Source organism: Amycolatopsis sp. NPDC041971, assembly GCF_055588925.1.
In genome coordinates this window covers 130,931-150,679 of sequence record NZ_JBVJCE010000015.1, presented here as the reverse complement: position 1 = coordinate 150,679, position 19,749 = coordinate 130,931, and the positions used below count along the sequence as shown (strand labels likewise).

Here is a 19,749-nt window from a genome sequence, read left to right as displayed (position 1 = left end):
CCCCGTCCGGCCCGCGCGCCGCCCCGCGCATCGCGTTTAGCCCGCTAAAGGCGACGCGCGGGCGCCCGGGCGAAGGGGCCGAATTTTCGTCGTTAGGCTGGTGGCCGTGTGTGGAATCGTGGGATACGTCGGACACCGCCCGGCTCTGGACGTCGTCATCGGCGGACTTCGCCGGATGGAGTACCGCGGCTATGACTCGGCTGGTGTCGCCGTCCTCGACGGCGCCGGAGTGCTGAACGTCGAGCGCAAGGCGGGACGCCTGGCCAACCTGGAGACCCGGCTCGACACGGTCGGCAGGGACACCTTCACCGGCACCGCCGGAATGGGCCACACCCGCTGGGCCACCCACGGCGCCCCGGTCGACCGCAACTCGCACCCGCACCGCGACGCCTCCCAGCGCGTCGCCGTCGTGCACAACGGCATCATCGAGAACTTCGTCGCTTTGCGCGCCGAGCTCGAAGCCGACGGCGTCGAGATGGCGAGCGACACCGACTCCGAAACCGCCGCGCACCTGATCTCCCGCGCTTACACCGAGGGCGGCACGAAGGGTGACTTTCCGGCCAGCGTCGCCGCGGTCTGCCGTCGTCTCGAGGGCGCGTTCACCCTGGTCGTGACCATCGCCGACCAGCCGGACACCGTCGTCGCCGCCCGCCGTTCGTCGCCGCTGGTCGTCGGCGTCGGCGAGGGGGAGCACTTCGTCGCTTCCGACGTCGCCGCGTTCATCGAACACACCCGCGAGGCGGTCGAGCTCGGCCAGGATCAACTCGTCGTGATCACCCGCGAGGGTTACGAGGTCACCGACTTCCACGGCGACGCCGCCCAGGCCAAGCCGTTCACCGTCGACTGGGACCTTTCGGCCGCGGAAAAGGGCGGCCACGAGTACTTCATGCTCAAGGAGATCGAGGAGCAGCCGGAAGCCCTGGCGAACACGCTGCGCGGTCACTTCGACGGCGGCCGGATCATCCTCGACGAGCAGCGCATCTCCGACCAGGACCTGCGTGACGTCGACAAGGTCTTCGTCGTCGCCTGTGGGTCCGCGTACCACTCGGGCCTCGTCGCCAAGTACGCCATCGAGCACTGGTGCCGTCTCCCGGTCGAGGTCGAGCTGGCCAGCGAGTTCCGCTACCGCGACCCGGTGCTGGACCGCGCGACGCTGGTCGTCGCCGTCTCCCAGTCGGGCGAGACCGCGGACACCCTCGAAGCGGTCCGCCACGCGCGTGAGCAGAAGGCTCGCGTCCTGGCCGTCTGCAACACCAACGGCGCGCAGATCCCGCGTGAGTCCGACGCCGTCCTCTACACGCACGCCGGTCCGGAGATCGGCGTCGCCTCGACCAAGGCGTTCCTCGCGCAGATCGCGGCCAACTACCTGGTCGGCCTGGCGCTCGCGCAGGCTCGCGGCACCAAGTACCCGGACGAGGTCGCCCGCGAGTTCGCCGAACTCGAGGCCATGCCCGCCGCGGTACAGAAGGTCCTGTCCACTGTGGACCAGGTCCGGGACCTCGGCCGCCGGATCGCCGAGTCGAAGGCCGTGCTGTTCCTCGGCCGTCACGTCGGTTTCCCGGTCGCTCTCGAAGGCGCGCTGAAGCTCAAGGAACTGGCGTACATGCACGCCGAGGGTTTCGCCGCGGGCGAGCTCAAGCACGGCCCGATCGCGCTGATCGAAGAAGGCCTGCCCGTCGTCGTGGTGATGCCGTCGCCGAAGGGGCGCGCGGTGCTGCACTCGAAGCTGGTGTCGAACATCAGCGAGATCCAGGCGCGCGGCGCCCGTACGATCGTGATCGCGGAGGAGGGCGACGAGACCGTCCGCCCGTTCGCCGACGAACTGATCGAGATCCCGGCCGTCCCGACCTTGCTGCAGCCGCTGGTTTCCACCGTGCCGCTGCAGGTACTGGCCGCCGAGATCGCCCGCACGCGTGGATACGACGTGGACAAGCCGCGTAACCTGGCGAAGTCGGTCACCGTCGAATAGAGACCGGAGGCGTCGTGCAGGGAATCTGGACCACGGAAAGGATTCGCGCGGCGGAGGACCGGTTGCTCGCCGTCACTCCCGACGGCGAGCTCATGCGGCGCGCGGCTTTCGGTCTCGCGGTGCACGCCGCCGCAATGCTGGCCGAGCACACGGGTTCGGTGTCGGGGCGGCGGGTGACGTTGCTCGTCGGATCCGGCAACAACGGCGGGGACGCTTTGTGGGCCGGTGCCTTCCTGCGTCGCCGCAATGTGGCCGTCTCGGCGATTCTGCTGAAGCCCGAGCGCGCGCACGGCCAGGGTTTGGCCGCCTTGAAGCGATCCGGCGGCAAGGTCGTGTCCCTTGAGGACGGTCCACAGTGGATCAGCCGGGCGGATCTCGTCATCGACGGGATCGTCGGCATTTCGGCGCGCGGGGCGTTGCGGCCGGACGCCGCCGCATTGCTGGAGCACGTGAGTTCGCCGGTACTGGCCGTGGATCTGCCGAGCGGGGTGGATCCGGACACCGGCGCCGTCGACGGTCCGGCGGTCGTGGCCGATCGGACGGTCACCTTCGGCGCGCTCAAACCGGTGCACGCCCTCGCGCCCGCCTCCTGCGGTGATGTGTCCCTGGTGGACATCGGATTGCGGCCGGAACTCGGCGAGCCCGACTTGCGGCGGCTCGATACGGCGGACATCGCCGCGGCGTGGCCGGTGCCCGGTCCGGGCGACGACAAGTACAGCCAGGGTGTGGTCGGGGTGGCCGCCGGATCGGCGACCTATCCGGGGGCGGCCGTGCTCGCGGCCGGTGCGGCGGTACGGGCGACGTCCGGGCTGGTGCGATACGCCGGTCATGCCGCGGACGTCGTGCGCGGCCATTGGCCCGAGGTCATCGCGACGGGTTCGGTGACCGACGCGGGCCGGGTGCAGGCCTGGGTGGTCGGGCCGGGGATCGGCACCGGACAAGAGGGCCGGGACGTGCTGCGGTTCGTGCTCGGCCGCGGTGTGCCGGTGTGCGCGGACGCCGACGCGACGACGATCATCGCGCGTTCGCCCGACGTGCTCGACGCGCGCGATCCCGACACGCCGCTCGTGCTGACCCCGCACGCGGGCGAGTTCGAGCGGCTGATGGGTTCGCCGCCGGGGGCGGATCGGGTCGCGGCGGCGCGTGCGGCCGCGCGGAAGTACGACGCCGTCGTGCTCTTGAAGGGGCATTGCACGGTGGTCGCGGCGCCGGACGGGCGCGCGCTGGTCAACACGCCGCGGGGGTCGTGGCTCGCGACGGCCGGTTCGGGGGACGTGCTGTCCGGTCTGGTCGGCGCGCTGCTCGCCGCCGGGCTCGACCCGTGGCTGGCGGCCGGAGCCGGCGCGCACGTCCACTCGCTCGCCGGCTCGCTGGCCGCCGACGGCGCTCCCACCTCGGCGTCCGGCATCCTCGGCGCGGTCACGGACGCCATCAAGTCGGTCCGGTCCCTCGCCTCCTGACCAGGGCGCCGCGTCGACTTTAGCCCCCTAACCGCGCTCTGCAGGCGGGTGCCCTCAGAGCACGTTTAGGGGGCTAAAGTCGACGCGGTGGGACGAGAGGGTCACGTGAGAAAATGCGGGAGTTATCGAGTTACGTGTTAACTCCGGGCGAATAATCTGGTAAGAAGCAGGTGTGAGCGCCGACACCCACCCCGCCGAGACCGCGATGGTCCGGGTCGTGAACGGTGTCGCCCATGTCTAAGACCAGGCCTTCGGACGCCGCCGTCGAACAGCGACGCCAGGAGATCCTCGACCACGTCATCGCCACCGGCGAGGTCCGCATCGACGACCTCACCACCCGGTTCGGCGTCAGCCTGATGACGATGCACCGCGACCTCGACGACCTCGCCGAACGCCGCCTCCTCCGCAAACTCCGCGGCAAGGTCGAGGCCTACCCCGCGACGACCATGGAGTCGGCGGCCCGCTTCCGCGACACCTTCAACCAGGCCACGAAGGAAGCGCTGGGCGAGGCCGCCGCGGCGCACGTCCACTCCGGCCAGACCGTTTTCGTCGACGATTCGACGACGCTTTTCCCGCTGGTCCGCCGTCTCGGCCAGGTCGAAGACCTCACCGTCATCACCAACTCGCTCGAAGCCGCACGCATCCTGGGCTCGGCCAAGAGCGTCGAGGTCGTGCTGGCGGGCGGCCGCTACCACCACGAGTTCGACTCATGCGCAGGTCCGGACGTCGTCGCGTTCCTCGACCGCACGCACGCCGACATCGCGTTCGTCTCGGTCGCGGCGGTCGCGGTCGGCCGCCTGTTCCACCCGGTCCAGGACTACGCCGAGCTCAAGAAGGCCGCGTTGCGCACCGCCGACCGCAATGTCCTGGTCGTCGACAACTCCAAGTTCGGCCGCATGGCCACCTACGCGTACGGCGACATCGGCGATTACGACCTGCTGATCACCGACGAAGAGGCGCCGACCGAGGAGATCGAGGCGGCGTTGACCGCTGGGACGGCCATCGAGCAGGTCGAGTGCGCGCCGGAGGGCCCGGAATATGAGTTCTGAGCTGGTCGCCGGAATCGACTCGTCGACCCAGTCGACGAAGGTCGTCGTCTGCGACGCGAACACCGGCGAGATCGTCCGCACCGGCCGCGCGTCGCATCCAGACGGCACCGAGGTCGCGCCCGCCGTGTGGTGGGACGCGTTCCGCGAGGCCACGAAAGGCCTGCTCGACGGCGTCGGCGCCGTCGGCATCGGCGGTCAGCAGCACGGCATGGTCACCCTCGACGAGGCGGGCGAAGTCGTCCGGCCCGCGTTGCTGTGGAACGACACCAGGTCCGCGAAGGCCGCCGAAGACCTCGGCGTCGAACTCGGTCCCGAGAACTGGGCGAAGTCCGTCGGCTCGCTGCCGGTCGCCAGTTTCACCGTGACGAAGCTGCGCTGGATGGCGGAGAACGAGCCCGAACTGGCCGATCGCGTCGCCCGCGTCCTGCTCCCACACGACTGGCTGACCTGGCGGCTGCTGGGCGACGGCGCCGAGCCGGTCACCGACCGCGGTGACGCCTCCGGCACCGGCTACTTCTCGCCCGCCACCGGCGAGTACCGCAAGGATCTCCTCGCGCACGCCTTCGGTGGCCGCACGCCCGAACTGCCCAAGGTCATCGGCCCCGCGGAGGCCGCGGGGCACACCCGGGACGGGATCCTGGTCTCGGCCGGTACCGGCGACAACATGGCCGCCGCGCTCGGTCTCGAGCTCGTCCCCGGCGACGTCGTGGTCTCGCTGGGCACCAGCGGCACCGTCTTCGGCGTCTCGGAAACCGCGAGCACCGACCCCTCCGGCATCGTCGCGGGATTCGCCGACGCCACCGGCCGGTTCCTCCCGCTGGCCTGCACGCTCAACGCGGCCCGCGTGCTGACCGCCACGTCCGCGATGCTCGGCGTCGAACTCACGGAGTTCGACGAACTGGCGCTCGCGGCAGGGCCCGGTTCCGGCGGTCTCACCCTCCTGCCGTACCTCGACGGTGAGCGGACGCCGAACCTCCCGGACGCCAACGGCACGCTCTTCGGCCTGACCCGCGCGAACATGACGCCCGAGAACCTCGCCCGCGCCGCCGTCGAAGGCATGCTGTGCGGCCTCGCCGCCGGTCTCGACGCCCTGCGCGAGCAGGGGCTCGAAGTCCGCCGCGTGCTCCTGATCGGTGGCGGCGCGCAGTCGGCCGCCGTCCGCGCGGTCGCGCCGATCGTGTTCGGCGTTCCCGTCGTCATCCCCGAAGTCGCCGAGTACGTCGCGGTCGGTGCCGCGCGGCAGGCGGCCTGGGCCCTCGCTTCCAGCACGGAACCTCCCCGCTGGCAGGAACAGCACGGCTACACCCCACTCGAGCCGACCGAGGCGGACAGCGCCGAGGCGCGCCGGATCCGGCAACGGCATCTCGAAGCCCGCGAACTCGGGCACGGCATTTCCGCGAAACCGAAAGAGGACTGAACCGATGGCCACGATCACCTACGACAAGGCGACCCGGCGCTACGCGGGCTCCGAGCGGCCCGCCGTGGACGCACTCGACCTCGAGATCGCCGACGGCGAGTTCCTCGTGCTGGTCGGGCCTTCCGGCTGTGGCAAGTCCACCAGCTTGCGGATGCTCGCCGGCCTCGAGGACATCGACGAAGGCGCCGTGTGGATCGGCGACCGCGACGTCACGCAGCTGCCGCCGCGCGCCCGCGACATCGCGATGGTGTTCCAGAACTACGCGCTGTACCCGCATATGACCGTGGGCCAGAACATGGGCTTCGCGTTGAAGATCGCGGGCCGCCCGGCTTCGGAGATCAAGCAGAAGGTGCTCGACGCCGCCAAGCTGCTCGACATCGAGGACTACCTCGACCGTAAGCCGAAGGCGCTCTCCGGCGGTCAGCGCCAGCGTGTCGCGATGGGCCGCGCCATCGTCCGTGAGCCGCAGGTCTTCCTGATGGACGAGCCGCTGTCGAACCTTGACGCGAAGCTGCGTGTCTCCACCCGTACGCAGATCGCCGCGCTGCAGCGCCGCCTCGGCGTCACCACCGTTTACGTCACGCACGATCAGGTCGAGGCCATGACGATGGGCGACCGGGTCGCGGTCCTCTCGGACGGTCTCCTGCAGCAGTGCGACACTCCGCGCGCCCTGTACGACCGGCCCGCAAACGCTTTCGTCGCCGGGTTCATCGGCTCGCCCGCGATGAACCTCGTCACCGCGAAGCTCACCGAAGACGGTGCCGAGCTGGGTGGCGCGCGCGTGCCGCTGACCCGCGAGATCCTCGCCAAGGCCGACGGCGACACGGTCACGCTCGGCTTCCGCCCGGAGTCGCTCGAGGTGACCACCAGCGAAGACGGCACGCTGCCGATCAAGGTCGACCTGGTCGAGGAGCTCGGCTCGGACGCGTACGTCTACGGCAAGCTCGCCGAGACCGACGCCGAGGGCTCGAAGTCGAACGTCGTCACCCGCGTCGACCCGCGCAAGCCACCGGTCATGGGCGACACCCTGCACCTGCGGATCCGTTCCGACGAGCTGCACGTGTTCTCCGCCACCGACGGGGCGCGCCTGTCCTGAGCCGGTTCGTGGGAAACTGGTGGTCGTTATGACCGCCAGTTTCCCGCGTGCCGAGGTCGTCATCGACCTGTCCGCCATCCGGCACAACGTCGCCCTGCTCGCTTCCCGTGCCTCCGGCGCCCAGACGATGGCCGTGGTCAAGGCCGACGGCTACGGGCACGGAGCCCTCGAGGTCGCCCGGGCCGCCATCGAGGGCGGGGCCACCTGGCTGGGCACCTGCTCTCTCGGTGAGGCGCTCGCGCTGCGCCGGGCGGGGATCGGGGTCCGGCTCTTCAGCTGGCTCGACACTACCGAAGCCGACTTCGCGGCCGCGGTCGCCGAAGACATCGACGTCGCCGTGAGCTCCCTTGACGAGCTTGCCCGCGTGGCCGACGGCGCGCGCCGGGCGAGCGACTTTAGCGGCCTAAACGCGATCGCGCGGGTGCACCTCAAGATCGACACCGGACTGTCCCGAAATGGGTGCCCACCTGCGGAATGGCCGGCGTTGGTCCAGGCCGCCGCGGCCGCGAAGCCGCTCATCGAGGTCGTCGCCGTCTGGTCGCACCTCGCCTGCGCTGACGAGCTAGGCCACCCCTCCATCGACGCGCAGGCGAAACGGTTCGACGAGGCCTACGACATCGCCCGTGCGGCCGGCCTCGACCCGATGCGGCACATCGCGAACTCCGCCGCCGTGCTGACCAGGACCGACCTGCACTTCGACCTCGTGCGCCCCGGGATCGCGATCTACGGGCTGAACCCGGTGCCGACCACCGACGATCTGCGTCCGGCCATGACCTTCACCTCGTCGGTCGTGCTCACGAAGCGCCTCCCGGCCGGTGAATCGGTCTCGTACGGCCACAGCTGGACGGCCGAACGCGACACCACCCTCGCGCTGGTTCCGGTCGGTTACGCCGACGGCGTGCCGCGGTCGCTGTCCGGACGGATGGACGTCCTGCTCGCCGGGAAGCGACGGCCGGTCGTCGGCCGCGTCTGCATGGATCAGCTGATCGTCGATTGCGGCGACGACGAGCCCGCCGTCGGCAGCGAAGTGATCCTCTTCGGCCAAGGCGAGTTTGGCGAGCCGACCGCCCGGGAATGGGCCGACAAGCTGGGAACGATCGACTACGAGATCGTCACTTCGATGTACCGCCCGCGCATCCACCGGACGTATCTGGAGGCAGGCTCGTGACACCTTCACGAAGACTGCTGGCCATCGTCGGCGGCGTCGGTGCGGTGGCCACCGGCACCGCCGCCGCGATCGCCGTCGCCGCACAGCAGCGGCGGCAGAGTGAGGAACCGTTCGTGGACGAGCCGTTGGGGGATCTTGAACCGGACCGGACCTCGACAGTGGCGGCGGAGGACGGCACGCCACTCTCGGTCGAGGAGATCGATCCGGCCGATGGGGGCGAACCGGAGCTGACCGTCGTCGGCGTGCACGGTTTCGCGTTGTCGAAGCGCTGCTGGTACTTCCAGCGGCGAGACCTCGCTTCGCTGAAGCTGCCGCGGGTGCGTCAGGTCTACTTCGACCATCGCGGGCACGGGCAATCCGGCGCCGCGAACGCCGAGACCAGCACCATCGAGCAGCTGGCGCGCGACCTCGACATGGTCCTGCGCTCGGTGGTGCCGGAGGGACCCCTCGTGCTCATGGGGCACTCGATGGGCGGCATGGTGGTCATGGAGCTCGCCGTGGAGCACCCCGAGCTGTTCGACGACCGCGTCTGCGGGGTCGCGTTCATCGCGACCGCGGCGGGCGAAGTCGGCGCTCGGGGACTGCCGAGATCACTGCTCTCGAAGTACAACCCGCTCACCCGCGGCGTCGGCGGATTGGCGGGCTGGCAGCCGGGACTCGTCGAGTTCGTGCGCGCGGCAGGCGGGCAGCTGACCCGGCAAGCTGTGCGCAGGCTGGCTTTCGGCAGCCGGGAAGTGTCTCCGCGACTTGTCGACTTCATGCTGCAGATGCTCGAAGTGACGCCGGTGCGCGGGCTCGTGAACTTCGTCGACACGCTCGGCAGCCACAACCGGTACGCCGCGCTCGCCGGGTTGAAGCACGCGCACGTGCTGGTCATCGGCGGGGATTCCGACCGGTTCACGCCCATCGCGCACGCCGAGCGGATCGCGGCGGAGCTGCCGGACGCGGAGCTGGTGCGTGTGCGCGGCGCGGGACACATGGTGCAGCTGGAACAACCCGAACTGGTGAACAGCCACCTGATCGACTTGGTGCAACGGTGCACGGGCACCGATGGTGAGACTTCCGAACGGCGGACCTGGTGGTGGCAGCACTGATGAATTTCGCTTTCCCGACTCCCGAGTCGACGATGGATTTCGGGCGTGAGCTCGGACGTTCGCTGCGCGCGGGCGACGTGGTGCTGCTCGCCGGGCCGCTCGGGGCAGGCAAGACGACGCTGACCCGCGGGATCGCGGACGGTCTCGGCGTCGGCGGGCGGGTCAGCTCGCCGACGTTCGTGCTCGCCAGGGTGCATCCGGCGGGCGAGGCGGGGATCGCGCTCGTGCACGTCGACGCGTACCGGCTCGGCGGGGATCTCTCGCAGCTGGACGACCTGGACCTCGATACCGAACTGGAGCGGTCCGCCCTCGTCGTCGAATGGGGCGAGGGGGCCGCGGAGCGCCTCTCGGACGACTACCTCGTCGTGCGGCTGGAGCGTCGTGAGGACGACGTCCGCATGGTCACCCTGGAGCCGCACGGCACCTGGACGTCTCGCGCGCCCGACTTGCGTTTAGCGGGCTAAACGCGATCTGAGCCCCGGGACCGCCGGATCGCCTTTAGCGGGCTAAACGCGATCCGGCCGGGCGGACCGGGCTCGCTGGGTTCACTACGGAGCGCGCGATTCCCAGGTCGACCAGGTCTTGGGGGCGTAGCCGCAGGCGGTCCGCGAGAGCGGGGACTTCGTCGGCGGGCAGCTTGAGGATCGCCGCGGCCGCCTCCGGCGAGGTGACCGAGAAGTACGCGTCGGGCGTCACCCAGGTCGCCCCCGGCGCCGCGAACGCGAGCGCGCCGCCGGATCCGCCTTCCCCGATCACCAGCGTCGTGATCGGCACGGCCGCGCTCGCGACCGCCTCGAACAACTCCGCGATCGCCGCGCCGGCCCCGGACTGCTCGGCCGCCTCGTCGTTCGCCGCGCCCGGGGTGTCGACGAGGGTGAGGACCGGAATCCCGAGTCGCGACGCGAGCCGAACCAGACGCGCCGCCGTCCGAAAGCCCGCGGGCAGCGTCGGGGTTCCGCACTGCGCCGCGTACGCGATCGCGCGGCCGTCTCGCCACCCGAAGCCGCACAGGACGCCGGAGTCGACTCCGCCGCACCTGTCGCCCGAGACGTCCTCACGCCAGTCGAAGTACACGTCGAGGTACTCCGCGGCCCTCGGTCGGTCAGCGGCGCGCGCCGCTTGGACCGCGGACCAGCCGTTATCGGGCAAGCTCGTCAGCCCGAGCGCGCTTGGAGGCTCGGCGGCTTCCGTCGTCGGCGATGTCAGCAAGCGCAACCACCGCTCGAGTACAGCGGGAAGGTCGGCCGGGGCCACGATCCGGTCGACTTGGCCCCACGCGAGCTTCGCTTCGGCCGTGTACGCCTCAGCGGGCGCGCCGGCGGGGCGCACTCGGGAGCCCGCGAAACCGACCTGGGCCTCGGGCAGCGCGAGAACGACGTCGGCACTCGCACCGAGTGTCGCCCAGCCGCCGCCGGTGGTCGGATCACGCAGCACCGAGAGCTGCGGCACCGACCGGGCACCGGCCGCTGCCCGCGCGACGCGCTGCAACTGCGTGAGCGCGCGCATGCCTTGCTGCATGCGGCTTCCGCCGGTCGCGATCAGCGACACCACCGGCAACCGCGACTCCACGGCCCGCGCGAACGCCGCCTCGACACGATCACCGGTCCGCTGACCGATCGACCCGCCCAGGAAGCCGAACTCGAAGGCGATCACGACCACCTCGACGTCGCCGATCTCGGCGGTTCCGCAAAGCACGGACTCGTCCTCGCCGGTCCGCTCCTCGGCGGCCTCTCGTGCCGATCGGTACCCCGGCCAGCCGATCGGCCCGTCGTCCGGCTCATCGGATCGCGGAACGTCCAGCTCTTCGAAACCGGTCGCGATCTCCTTGACGACGGACCGCGCCGAGGGCCTGCTCATCCGAGCGCCCGTTTCATGACCTTGCCCATGTCGTTGCGCGGCAACGCTTCCAGAAAGCGGACGACCCGAGGTCGTTTGTGCGGCGACAACAGGCGCGAGACATGGTCGGCGAGTTCCGACTCGGTCGGGCGCTCACCCTCCGGCACCACCCAGGCCACGATGCGCTCGCCGAGGTCGTCGTCGGGCTCGCCGGTGACCGCGACCTCCGCGACATCGGGATGCTCCATGAGCGCGTTCTCGATTTCGCCCGCGCCGATCTTGTAGCCGCCGCTCTTGATCAAATCCGTCGCCTTCCGGCCGACGATCTTCACGTATCCGGCCGCGTCACGGGTCGCCATGTCGCCGGTCCGGAACCAGCCGTCGTCGAAGGCGGCTTCGGTCGCGTCGGGGCGGTTGAGGTATTCGGTGAACAGGTTGCGCCCGCAGACCTGGATCTCGCCGACGGTCTCGATCTCCTCGATGGGCTTTCCCGCTTCGTCGACGAGCCGCAGGTCGACGCCGCGCAGCGGAACGCCGACAGTGCCGGGGACGTGCTCGCCGTCGGCGCGGATGCTGGAGTTCATGAGGGTCTCGGTCATCCCGTAGCGCTCGATCACGCGCCGTCCGGTCGCCGCGGTGATGCGCTGATGGTCGTGGACGGGAAGTGCGGCCGATCCGGAGACGAGCAGCCGGGCGCCGCTCAGGGCCTCGGCGAGCGACGGGTCTTCGCCGACTTCGCCCGCGATGCGGTGGTACATGGTCGGGACGCCGAACATCATCGTCGCCCCTGCGGTGAGCGCGCGTGCGACGCCTTCGGTGGAGAACCGGCCGAGATGCCGGACAGAGCCGCCGCGCCGGAGCGGTCCGAGGATGCCGAGGATCAGGCCGTGCACGTGGAACAACGGGAGACCGTGGACCAGGACGTCGTCGGAAGTCCACGCCCAGGCGTCCTCGAGCGCGTCGAGGGTGGTCGAGATCGCGCGGCGGGGGAGGACGACGCCCTTGGGCGGGCCGGTGGTGCCCGAGGTGTAGACGATGAGCGCAGGGGTTTCTTCGTCCGGTTCCGCGGGGAGATCGACAGGTGCGCCTTCGAGGGTGATGTCGCGGCGCGGCAGACCGTCGAGGCCGGAGGGCAGGTCGGCGCCCGGTTCGGCGAGTACGAGGACGGGCTCGCTGTCGGCGAGGATGTGTGCGAGTTCGCGCTCGCCGATCTTCGGGTTGAGCGGAATGGCGGGGACGCCGGCGAGCAGAGCGGCGACCACGGCGACGCTGGTGTGCACCGTCGGTGTCGCCCAGACGGCGACGCGGCCGCTGGGCAGGTCGCGGGCGAGCGTGCCGGCGACGGCCGCGAGATCGGTGTACGTCAGGGAGGTGTCGCCGAAGCGGAGCGCCTCCTTGCCGGAGCCACTCGCCAGCGTGGGGAACAACCGATCGGGCACCGTGTGACCTCCTGCTCGACTTCGCCGGCCGGGGCACGCGGCCCTCGCAGGACCGTACCGCGCCGCCCACCCGCGTCCCTGCGACCTGCTTCACACCCTGCCGTCGGAGCGACTTTCGCGGGCTAAACGCGCTCCGGCGGCGGGCACGGGCCGGAGTGCGGCGACCGCGCGGATCGCGTTTAGCCGGCTAAACGCGATCTGGGGGGCCGGAGGGCGAGAGCGACTTTCGCGGGCTAAACGCGATCCGGGGGCCGGAGGGCGGGGGCGTGCGGGTCGCCTTTAGCAGGCTAAACGCGATCCGGGGGCAGGGGAGCGGCCCCGGCACCCGATCGCCTTCAGCCCGCTAAACGCGATCCGGGGCGCTGGTCGTAGGCTGGGTAACCGTGCTGGTACTGGCCATCGACACCTCGACCCCGGCGGTCACCGCGGGCCTCGTCGCCCTGGACGGCGACGCCCTCGAGTCACGCGGCGACCGCGTCACGGTCGATCCGCGCGCGCACGGCGAGCTGATCACGCCCCACGCTCTCGAAGTCGTCAAGGCCGCGGGCGTCACGCTTCGCGACCTCGACGCCATCGTCTGCGGCGTCGGCCCCGGCCCCTTCACCGGCCTTCGCGCCGGAATGGCCACCGCCGCGTCGCTCGCCCACGCCCTCGGCATCCCCGCCCACCCGGTTTGCAGTCTCGACGCGATCGCCGCCGACGTCGCCCCCGGCGAAGCGCCCTTCCTCGTCCTCACCGACGCGAGGCGCCGCGAGGTCTACTGGGCCGCGTACACGGCCGACGGCTCCCGCACCGACGGGCCACACGTTCAGCGTCCGGCCGAACTCGAGACCACCATCAAGGTCGCGGCGGGTGACGGCGCCCTCCTCTACGCGGACGCCCTCGGCGTCCAGCCGATCGAGCCGCGCTTCCCGTCACCCCTCGGACTGGTCAAGGCCGCCGACTTCCACAACGAGCCCGCCCCGCTCACTCCGCTCTACCTCCGCCGCCCGGACGCCGTCGAACCGGCCGCGCGCAAGAAGGTGACCACGCCGTGAGGCTGGAACCCTTACGCCGCAAGGATATTCCCCGCTGTGTCGAGATAGAGAAAATCCTCTTTCCCGGCGATTCGCCGTGGACCGCCTACGCCTTTCACGCCGAGCTCGACGCCGGCGGCCACTATCTCGTCGCCCGTCCGGAGGAAAGTGACGAGGTCCTCGGTTACGCCGGGCTCGCCGTCGTCGGCCGCCGCGGCGACTACGAGACGAGCATCCACACGATCGGCGTCGACCCCGAGCACCAGCGCAAGGGCATCGGCACCGCGATGCTGACGGCGCTCCTCGACCGCGCGGACGAGCTCGCCGCACCGGTGTTCCTCGAGGTCCGCACGGACAACGACGCGGCGATCACGCTCTACGAGCAGCACGGTTTCGAACGCATCGGCCTCCGGAAGCGCTACTACCAGCCTTCCGGCGCCGACGCCTACACGATGGCCCGTCCGCGGGCCCAGGTCCGAGACGAGGTGGCGGGCTGATGCCGCGCATCATCATGGGCATCGAGAGTTCGTGCGACGAGACCGGCGTCGGCCTCGTCCGCCTGCACGACGACGACACGGTCGAACTTCTCGCCGACGAGGTCGCTTCCAGCGTCGACCAGCACGCCCGTTTCGGCGGCGTCGTGCCCGAGGTCGCCAGCCGCGCGCACCTGGAGGCGATGGTCCCGACGGTCGAGCGCGCGTTCGACAAGGCTGGCCTGAAACTGTCCGATGTGGACGCCATCGCGGTCACCGCCGGACCCGGTCTCGCCGGTGCGCTCCTGGTCGGCGTCGCCGCGGCCAAGGCGTACGCCGCCGCGCTCGACATCCCGCTCTACGGCGTCAACCATCTGGCCGGGCACATCGCCGTCGACACGCTCCAGCACGGGCCGTTGCCCGGCCGCTGCCTCGCCCTGCTCGTTTCGGGCGGGCACACGCAATTGCTTCTGGTGGACGACATCGCGTCGGAGATCACCGAACTCGGGTCCACTGTGGACGACGCGGCGGGCGAAGCCTACGACAAGGTCGCCCGCGTCCTCGGACTGCCGTACCCCGGCGGCCCGCCCATCGACAAGGCCGCCAAGAACGGCGACGGCGCGGCCATCGCGTTCCCCCGAGGGATGACCGGCCCGCGTGACGCCAAATTCGATTTCTCCTTCTCCGGCCTGAAGACCGCGGTCGCACGCTGGGTCGAAGGCGCCGAGCGCCGCGGCGAGGCGATCCCTGTCGACGACGTCGCGGCGTCGTTCCAGGAAGCCGTCGCCGACGTTCTGACCATGAAGGCGATCCGCGCGGCCAAGGAACACGGAGTGGACACGCTGGTGATCTCCGGTGGTGTGGCGGCGAATTCACGGCTGTCCGAACTCGCCGCCGAGCGCTGCGCCGAGGCCGGGATCACCCTGCGCGTCCCGCGGCCGCGGCTGTGCACGGACAACGGCGCGATGATCGCCGCGCTCGGCGCCCACGTGGTCGCGGCCGGACGTCCGCGAGCCTCACTCGACTTCTCCGCCAATCCGGCACTGCCGGTCCAGATCGTCTCGATCTAGCGCGATTCGGCGGCGGTGCGCGGCGCCGGGGCGAGGTTGAGCAGCTCCTCCAGCGCCGCCACCGACAACGCGGCGGCATTGCCGTCACCGTAAGGGTTTCCGGCATGCGTCGGGTGGAGATCGCCGCGCAGGATCTTCGCCGCGGTGTCGGCGATGAGGCCGGTGTCCGTCCCGACCAGCCAGGCGCAGCCCGCCTCGATGGCTTCCCGCCTCTCGGTGACGTCTCGGAGCACGAGGACAGGCGTGCCGAAGGTCGGCGCTTCCTCTTGGATACCACCGGAATCGGTCAGGACGAGCTTGGCGAGCCGCAGCGCGCGTACGAGATCGGGGTATTCGAGCGGTTCGGTGATCGTCACCCGCGGGGTCCCATCCAGCGCGGTCATGACCTGCTCCCGCACGTCCGGGTTGGGGTGCACCGGGAACAGCACCTGGACGTCGCTGTGCTCCGCGACGATCAGTTCGATGGCCGCGAGCGTACGGCTCAGCGGCTCGCCCCAGGACTCGCGCCGGTGTGACGTCACGAGGACGAGGCGTTCGCCCGCCTCGGCGATCTCCATCTCCAGCAACGCGAGCGCGGTGTCCCTCGCCGGGAGATCACGTTCGGCGATCGCGAGCACGGCGTCGACGACGGTGTTGCCGGTGACGGCGATCCGTTGGCGCGGAACACCTTCCGCGCGCAGCGCGGCCGCGGCGCCCGGCGTCGGCGCGAGGTGCAGGGCGGCGATGCGCGAGATCATCTGCCGCGTCCCCTCTTCGGGGAACGGCGCGGCGAGGTCGTGCGTGCGCAGCCCCGCTTCCAGATGCACGACCGGGATGCCCAGCCAGAACGCGGCGAGCGCGCCCGCCAGTCCCGTCGTCGTGTCACCCTGGACGACGACCGCCGCGGGCGCGACCCGCCGCAGCAGCTCGTCGAGCGCGGGAAGCACCCCGGAAACGAGTTCCGCCTGGGTCCCGGTGGTTCGCGGTGGGATGTCGAGCCAGGCGTCGACAGGCAGGCCGAACGGGATCAGCGCCTGTTCGACCATGCCCTGATGCTGTCCACTGTGGACGACGAAGGGCCGTAGGTGCGGGTGCTCCGCCAGCGCCAATGCCAGCGGCGCGAGCTTGACCGCCTCCGGGCGGGTTCCGGCCAGCAACATCACGTCCACGCGTTCGCGCTCCTCATCCACGATTTCCAGTGTCCCGCAAAACGCGGGTGGCGGCCGCCGGCGCACGAGGGGCACACGCCGGCGGCCGTTCCGTCCAGGGAAGCGTCAGCTCCCCATTTCGCCGAGCCGTTTCGTGCGGCGGTAGCCGGCGATGACCGCGATGGTTCCGAGAACCAGCAGGATCACCCCGATGGCCAGCCACCAGCCGACATCGGCCCCGGTGGCGGCGAGGGCACCCACCCCGCCACCGGCGACGCCGACTCCGGCGCCAGGCAACTTGTACATTTCGGCCTCACTTCACCCTGGTCAGGCGGTGGTCGCCGGACGCCGGTTGCGGACGACGCGGATCCCGACCGGAACGGCGACGGCACCGAGCAGTCCGAGACCGATCCACAGCCCCGCGCCCGAGGCGAGCGGCACGGGCAGACCGGCCGGACCGCAGGTGGCCGACGAGACGATCACGTCGCCGGAGCCGAGCGGGTTGAGGGCGCCGCCCAGCAGCTTCACGTGGATCGCGTTGACGGTCAGGCTGCCGTCGTTGTTCTTGATCTGTTCGTTCAGGATGATCGTCGCGACGTTGACGGTGCCGAGACCGACCTTGACCTGGGTGTTCGGTGCCGGCGTGGAGTCGACCGCGCCCGCGCTGCCGAGGTTCGCGCCGACGAGGTTCGTCCCGCCCTGCACACCCTTCTGAGTCGCGGTGCAGGTGGCTTCGACGAGCTTGACGCCGACGTCGCCGAGCGCGCTCTTGAGCAGCGGCAGGCCGACATCGGCGGTGCTCGCCTTGGCCGTCACCGCACCGGAGTTGTCGTCGCGTTTGGCTTCGGTGTTGATCGCGCCAGCGGTGAGCACACCGGTGACGTTCGCCTTCGCGAGACTGTTGGTGGTCGGCCCGGAGGTCTTCGCTTCGGCGAGCGGCCCGGCCTTCACCGCGTCGAGGCCGAGGAGCTTCACATCGACCTTGACGCCATAAGCGGAGCCGTCACCGGGGGCCGCCGAGGCGGGCACCGCACCGGCGAGAGCCACGCTCGCCACCACAGCGGCGAGCACTCCGCCTCGTCGCAAGAGGTGCGTGTTCTTCAACTGGTCCTCCGAATTTATTCGTGGGGGGGGGCTTTCATCTGCGGTCGGCGCATGGGCACGACCGTTGCGGACGAATCCTCAGCTGGCCTGACTCGGCTAGCGGACCGTCTATCGCCGAGTGTTTCCCAAATTGAACGAAAAACTGCGAGTATCACCTGATCGGGTGACCTTGGGGGACATTTACCGCACGTCATTGATAGCGTCACTCGTTCGGGCTAGCCAGTTTCTCCACGATCGTGCCGAAAGGGCTCATGATCACATTCACAACGTGAACCCCGGTCGGATGAGCCGGCTCCCGCTGACTTACTCTCGTCGGCGAGGTCCCCGTCCACTTCGTCGAATCCGTCGTCTGCTGCGCCTTTGCTGAGAGGGTCACCGTGGCCGTTGCGAGCGCTCCTTTGCCTGGTCCCCGCCGGTTTCCGCTGCGTATGGCGGTGCTGGCGGTGATCGCCGTCGCGGTCGGCCTGGTGCTGGCCGAACGCCTGTATCGGGTGTTCGAAGTACAGCTTTCCGGGCTGATACTGAGAGTTATCACCACATCGGGTGTCTTCGTCGCCGGTGAACGTGAGACTGTCTACTTTGGGTTGTCCGGCGATACTCCACTCGGGTTAAGAATGACGCCGGAATGCTCTTCGGCATTCATGTTGCTACCCCTGTTGTTGGTGACCGCCGTCATGTTGTATTTCCGTCCCAGAAATGCGAAGAGGCTGTTCTCTTCGTTGGTGATTTCCGCGATCGCCGTCATTCTTGTCAATCAGATGAGGGTTTTGGCGATCGTGGGACTCGTGAACATGATGGGTATCGACGAAGGTTATTACTGGGGTCACACCCTGCTTGGCTCGATGGTCAGCGTCATCGGCGGCGCGGTCGCCCTCGTGCTGTTCGTCTGGCTGAGCACGCGCAAGCCGCGGGCCGAGCGCGGGACAGCCTGATGGGCGGCGGCTCGATCAAGATCCTGCTCGCGATCACGCAGGCTTTCGCGCTCACCATGAGCGTCGCGTTCATCGTGTACGTGGTCGTGATCGTCGTGCCGTACCTGCGGCGCAGGCCCGCGCCCGTCGGTGACGCCGCCGACTTCACCTGGCACTTCTTCGTCCCGTGCCGGGACGAACAGACCGTCATCCGCGAAACGGTGCGCTACCTGCGTTCGACGTTCCGGCACGCGCACGTCTGGGTCGTCGACGACGACTCCGAGGACCGCACGGCACGCGTGGTCAAGTCGATCTGGCGGCGCAACGGCGGCTACGACCCATACCTGCACCTCGTTCCCCGGCGCCGTCCGGAGGCGAGGACGGGCAAAGGGGACGCGCTCAACGCCGCTTATCAGGCGCTCAACGATTGGATGGGCCCGGACGCGAGCCGTGACGACGTCGTCGTGGTGGTCGTCGACGCGGACGGCCGGCCGGCGGAGAACTGCCTCGAGGTGTGCGCCGCGGACCATCTCTTCGGCGACGAGACGATCGGCGCGGTGCAACTCGACGTCTGGATGGGCAACGCAGGCACCCGACCGCCGGGAAAGAACTGGTTCTCGCGCGCCTTCGGGCTGAAGCTGGCCCAGATGCAGGATCTCGAGTTCCGTACGGCCATCGCGGCGATCCAGACCTCGCGCGGGTTCACCGGCACGATCTCCATGGGCGGCAACGGTCAGTTCACGCGACTGTCCGCATTGGACTCGATCGCGGGCGAGGACGCGCAGCCGTGGCGCGGTTCGCTGCTGGAGGATTTCGAACTCGGCGTGCACCTACTGACCGCGGGCTGGCGAACCGGGTACACGCCGGACTCCCATGTGAAGCAGGAAGGGCTGTACAGCCTGCGGCGGTTCCTGGTGCAGCGCACCCGCTGGGGTCAGGGCACGATGCAGTGTTCCCGGTATCTCCGCCGGATCTGGGATTCGCCGCATGTGAGCACGCTGGGCGCGGCGGAGATGATGTACTACCTCGCGCAGCCGTGGATGCAGTTGCTCGGCTCGCTGCTGTACCCGATCCCGTTCTTTCTGCTGCTGTTCACCACGGCGGGCGATCCGGCACGGATGTGGACCTGGTTCGCCGACGACGGCGCGTGGATCCTGTTCGCCATCTACGGCTCGTTCGGGCTGCTGCCGTTCATCGTGTGGGGCCCGATCTATCAGCTCAAATGCCTGAAGAGCCGCAATCTCCTGCGTGGGCTCGGGATGGGCTTCGCCTACGCGCTGTACATCTACACGTTCTACATCACGTCGTGGCGGGCGCTGTTCCGGCTGGTGCGCGGCCGCAACGGCTGGTCGAAGACGCGGCGGAACACCGAGCACGCCCCTGGGGTCAAGGTCGCGCTGGACTCCTGACCCGCTCCGCGGGGGGGGGGGGGGGGGGGGGGGGGGGGAGGGGAGGGGGGGGGGGGGGGGGGGGGGGGGGGGGGGGGGGGGGGGGAGTGGGAGGAGTAGCGGTAGCAAGAG

18 protein-coding genes are annotated in these 19,749 nt (G+C 70.0%); 13 read left to right on the top strand and 5 right to left on the bottom strand.

What is annotated here, in order from left to right; translation table 11 throughout:
- Positions 1–106 precede the first annotated feature (106 nt).
- From glmS to tsaE, 8 genes are all read left to right on the top strand, one after another.
- Positions 107–1,969 (top strand): glutamine--fructose-6-phosphate transaminase (isomerizing), encoded by a 1,863-nt coding sequence (gene glmS / locus ACZ6DT_RS27475; RefSeq protein ID WP_465600390.1) that lies wholly within the window; start codon positions 107–109, stop codon positions 1,967–1,969.
- A gap of 14 nt (positions 1,970–1,983) precedes the next feature.
- The gene (locus ACZ6DT_RS27470) at positions 1,984–3,429 is read left to right on the top strand and encodes an NAD(P)H-hydrate dehydratase (RefSeq protein WP_465600387.1); all 1,446 of its coding nucleotides are present in this window, start codon (positions 1,984–1,986) and stop codon (positions 3,427–3,429) included.
- A 233-nt stretch (positions 3,430–3,662) separates the two neighbouring features.
- Positions 3,663–4,478: a DeoR/GlpR family DNA-binding transcription regulator gene (locus tag ACZ6DT_RS27465; protein ID WP_465600384.1), complete on the top strand. Its 816-nt coding sequence runs from the start codon at positions 3,663–3,665 to the stop codon at positions 4,476–4,478.
- Positions 4,468–5,895, top strand: a complete 1,428-nt coding sequence (gene xylB / locus ACZ6DT_RS27460) for a xylulokinase (protein WP_465600381.1) — start codon at positions 4,468–4,470, stop codon at positions 5,893–5,895. The genes ACZ6DT_RS27465 and xylB overlap by 11 nt, the downstream gene beginning before the upstream one ends.
- Before the next feature lie 4 nt (positions 5,896–5,899).
- Entirely contained in the window at positions 5,900–6,991 is a 1,092-nt protein-coding gene (locus tag ACZ6DT_RS27455; RefSeq protein ID WP_465600379.1) for an ABC transporter ATP-binding protein, read from the top strand.
- Between the two features lie 28 nt (positions 6,992–7,019).
- Positions 7,020–8,159: an alanine racemase gene (alr, locus tag ACZ6DT_RS27450; protein ID WP_465600376.1), complete on the top strand. Its 1,140-nt coding sequence runs from the start codon at positions 7,020–7,022 to the stop codon at positions 8,157–8,159.
- The gene (locus ACZ6DT_RS27445; RefSeq protein WP_465600373.1) at positions 8,156–9,253 is read left to right on the top strand and encodes an alpha/beta fold hydrolase; all 1,098 of its coding nucleotides are present in this window, start codon (positions 8,156–8,158) and stop codon (positions 9,251–9,253) included. The genes alr and ACZ6DT_RS27445 overlap by 4 nt, the downstream gene beginning before the upstream one ends.
- Positions 9,253–9,717: a tRNA (adenosine(37)-N6)-threonylcarbamoyltransferase complex ATPase subunit type 1 TsaE gene (tsaE, locus tag ACZ6DT_RS27440; RefSeq protein WP_465600371.1), complete on the top strand. Its 465-nt coding sequence runs from the start codon at positions 9,253–9,255 to the stop codon at positions 9,715–9,717. Before ACZ6DT_RS27445 ends, tsaE begins: the two co-directional genes overlap by 1 nt.
- Before the next feature lie 34 nt (positions 9,718–9,751).
- Here the strand turns inward: tsaE and ACZ6DT_RS27435 are convergent, their stop codons facing one another.
- On the bottom strand, positions 9,752–11,110 hold the full coding sequence (locus tag ACZ6DT_RS27435) for a carboxyl transferase domain-containing protein (protein ID WP_465600367.1): 1,359 nt from the start codon (positions 11,108–11,110) through the stop codon (positions 9,752–9,754).
- A complete protein-coding gene (locus ACZ6DT_RS27430) occupies positions 11,107–12,528 on the bottom strand; it encodes an acyl-CoA synthetase (RefSeq protein WP_465600364.1) in 1,422 nt (473 codons plus the stop codon). Before ACZ6DT_RS27430 ends, ACZ6DT_RS27435 begins: the two co-directional genes overlap by 4 nt.
- A gap of 383 nt (positions 12,529–12,911) precedes the next feature.
- On the opposite strand from ACZ6DT_RS27430, the gene tsaB reads away from it, so the two are divergent.
- From tsaB to tsaD, 3 genes are read left to right on the top strand one after another with little or no spacing between them, the layout of a single operon-like run.
- A complete protein-coding gene (gene tsaB, locus ACZ6DT_RS27425; RefSeq protein ID WP_465600361.1) occupies positions 12,912–13,565 on the top strand; it encodes a tRNA (adenosine(37)-N6)-threonylcarbamoyltransferase complex dimerization subunit type 1 TsaB in 654 nt (217 codons plus the stop codon).
- Positions 13,562–14,041: a ribosomal protein S18-alanine N-acetyltransferase gene (gene rimI / locus ACZ6DT_RS27420; RefSeq protein ID WP_465600358.1), complete on the top strand. Its 480-nt coding sequence runs from the start codon at positions 13,562–13,564 to the stop codon at positions 14,039–14,041. Before tsaB ends, rimI begins: the two co-directional genes overlap by 4 nt.
- The gene (gene tsaD, locus ACZ6DT_RS27415; protein ID WP_465600355.1) at positions 14,041–15,087 is read left to right on the top strand and encodes a tRNA (adenosine(37)-N6)-threonylcarbamoyltransferase complex transferase subunit TsaD; all 1,047 of its coding nucleotides are present in this window, start codon (positions 14,041–14,043) and stop codon (positions 15,085–15,087) included. The genes rimI and tsaD overlap by 1 nt, the downstream gene beginning before the upstream one ends.
- Here the strand turns inward: tsaD and wecB are convergent.
- From wecB to ACZ6DT_RS27400, 3 genes are all read right to left on the bottom strand, one after another.
- Positions 15,084–16,235 carry a non-hydrolyzing UDP-N-acetylglucosamine 2-epimerase gene (wecB, locus tag ACZ6DT_RS27410; RefSeq protein WP_465600578.1) on the bottom strand — a complete coding sequence of 384 codons (1,152 nt, stop codon included), beginning with the start codon at positions 16,233–16,235 and terminating at the stop codon, positions 15,084–15,086. The two genes, tsaD and wecB, sit on opposite strands and share 4 nt — an antisense overlap.
- A 105-nt stretch (positions 16,236–16,340) precedes the next feature.
- Positions 16,341–16,520: an LPXTG cell wall anchor domain-containing protein gene (locus tag ACZ6DT_RS27405; protein WP_465600352.1), complete on the bottom strand. Its 180-nt coding sequence runs from the start codon at positions 16,518–16,520 to the stop codon at positions 16,341–16,343.
- Positions 16,521–16,541: 21 nt separating this feature from the next.
- Complete coding sequence (locus tag ACZ6DT_RS27400) at positions 16,542–17,318, bottom strand: choice-of-anchor P family protein (protein WP_465600349.1); 777 nt, start codon at positions 17,316–17,318, stop codon at positions 16,542–16,544.
- A 428-nt stretch (positions 17,319–17,746) separates the two neighbouring features.
- Here ACZ6DT_RS27400 and xrtP point away from each other — a divergent pair, with 428 nt between their 5' ends.
- Together xrtP and ACZ6DT_RS27390 are read left to right on the top strand one after the other, a co-directional pair.
- Positions 17,747–18,250 (top strand): exosortase P, encoded by a 504-nt coding sequence (xrtP, locus tag ACZ6DT_RS27395; protein ID WP_465600347.1) that lies wholly within the window; start codon positions 17,747–17,749, stop codon positions 18,248–18,250.
- Positions 18,250–19,638: a glycosyltransferase gene (locus ACZ6DT_RS27390; RefSeq protein WP_465600344.1), complete on the top strand. Its 1,389-nt coding sequence runs from the start codon at positions 18,250–18,252 to the stop codon at positions 19,636–19,638. Before xrtP ends, ACZ6DT_RS27390 begins: the two co-directional genes overlap by 1 nt.
- Positions 19,639–19,749 lie beyond the last annotated feature (111 nt).

What these genes read in the sequence shown, in the direction of transcription:
- ACZ6DT_RS27465 (WP_465600384.1), top strand. Translation starts at nt 3,663, where the DNA reads ATGTCTAAGACCAGGCCTTCGGACGCCGCCGTCGAACAGCGACGCCAG.
- xylB (WP_465600381.1), top strand. Translation starts at nt 4,468, where the DNA reads ATGAGTTCTGAGCTGGTCGCCGGAATCGACTCGTCGACCCAGTCGACG.
- ACZ6DT_RS27455 (WP_465600379.1), top strand. Translation starts at nt 5,900, where the DNA reads ATGGCCACGATCACCTACGACAAGGCGACCCGGCGCTACGCGGGCTCC.
- alr (WP_465600376.1), top strand. Translation starts at nt 7,020, where the DNA reads ATGACCGCCAGTTTCCCGCGTGCCGAGGTCGTCATCGACCTGTCCGCC.
- tsaE (WP_465600371.1), top strand. Translation starts at nt 9,253, where the DNA reads ATGAATTTCGCTTTCCCGACTCCCGAGTCGACGATGGATTTCGGGCGT.
- ACZ6DT_RS27435 (WP_465600367.1), bottom strand. Translation starts at nt 11,110, where the DNA reads ATGAGCAGGCCCTCGGCGCGGTCCGTCGTCAAGGAGATCGCGACCGGT.
- tsaD (WP_465600355.1), top strand. Translation starts at nt 14,041, where the DNA reads ATGCCGCGCATCATCATGGGCATCGAGAGTTCGTGCGACGAGACCGGC.
- ACZ6DT_RS27405 (WP_465600352.1), bottom strand. Translation starts at nt 16,520, where the DNA reads ATGTACAAGTTGCCTGGCGCCGGAGTCGGCGTCGCCGGTGGCGGGGTG.
- xrtP (WP_465600347.1), top strand. Translation starts at nt 17,747, where the DNA reads ATGGCGGTGCTGGCGGTGATCGCCGTCGCGGTCGGCCTGGTGCTGGCC.
- ACZ6DT_RS27390 (WP_465600344.1), top strand. Translation starts at nt 18,250, where the DNA reads ATGGGCGGCGGCTCGATCAAGATCCTGCTCGCGATCACGCAGGCTTTC.